The sequence below is a fragment of the Streptococcus sp. GMD6S genome (genome assembly GCF_000297015.1).
Genome location: NZ_AJRH01000360.1, coordinates 1 through 626, shown reverse-complemented (window position 1 = coordinate 626; position 626 = coordinate 1). Strand labels below are relative to the sequence as shown.

The following is a 626-nucleotide window of genomic DNA, read 5'->3' as shown; positions in this document are numbered from 1 at the left end:
AAGGTGGCTTTTGTGGGGATTTCAGGGTCAGGAAAGACCACCTTGGCCAAGATGATGGTTAACTTCTACGATCCAAGTCAGGGAGAGATTAGTCTGGGTGGTGTCAATCTCAATCAGATTGACAAAAAAGCCTTGCGCCAGTATATCAACTATCTACCTCAACAGCCCTATGTCTTTAACGGAACGATTTTGGAGAATCTTCTCCTTGGAGCCAAGGAGGGGACGACTCAGGAAGACATCTTACGGGCAGTTGAGTTGGCAGAGATTCGGGAGGATATCGAGCGCATGCCACTGAATTATCAGACAGAATTAACTTCGGATGGGGCTGGAATTTCTGGTGGGCAACGACAACGAATCGCTCTGGCGCGTGCTCTTTTGACGGATGCCCCTGTCTTAATCTTGGACGAGGCGACTAGCAGTCTGGATATCTTGACGGAAAAGCGGATTGTGGATAATCTCATGGTTTTAGACAAGACCTTGATTTTCATTGCTCACCGTTTGACCATTGCTGAGCGGACAGAAAAGGTTGTTGTTTTGAATCAGGGCAAAATTGTCGAAGAAGGTACCCCTGCAGACTTGCTTGCACAGGATGGCTTTTATGCCCATTTGGTCAATAGCTAGAAAGA

At 47.1% G+C, this 626-nt stretch carries 1 pseudogene; it reads left to right on the top strand.

Annotated features, from left to right (window positions below):
- Nucleotides 1-621 (top strand): annotated as a pseudogene (comA, locus tag GMD6S_RS11615) (peptide cleavage/export ABC transporter ComA); the annotation flags it as partial.
- Between the last annotated feature and the right edge of the window lie 5 nt (nt 622-626).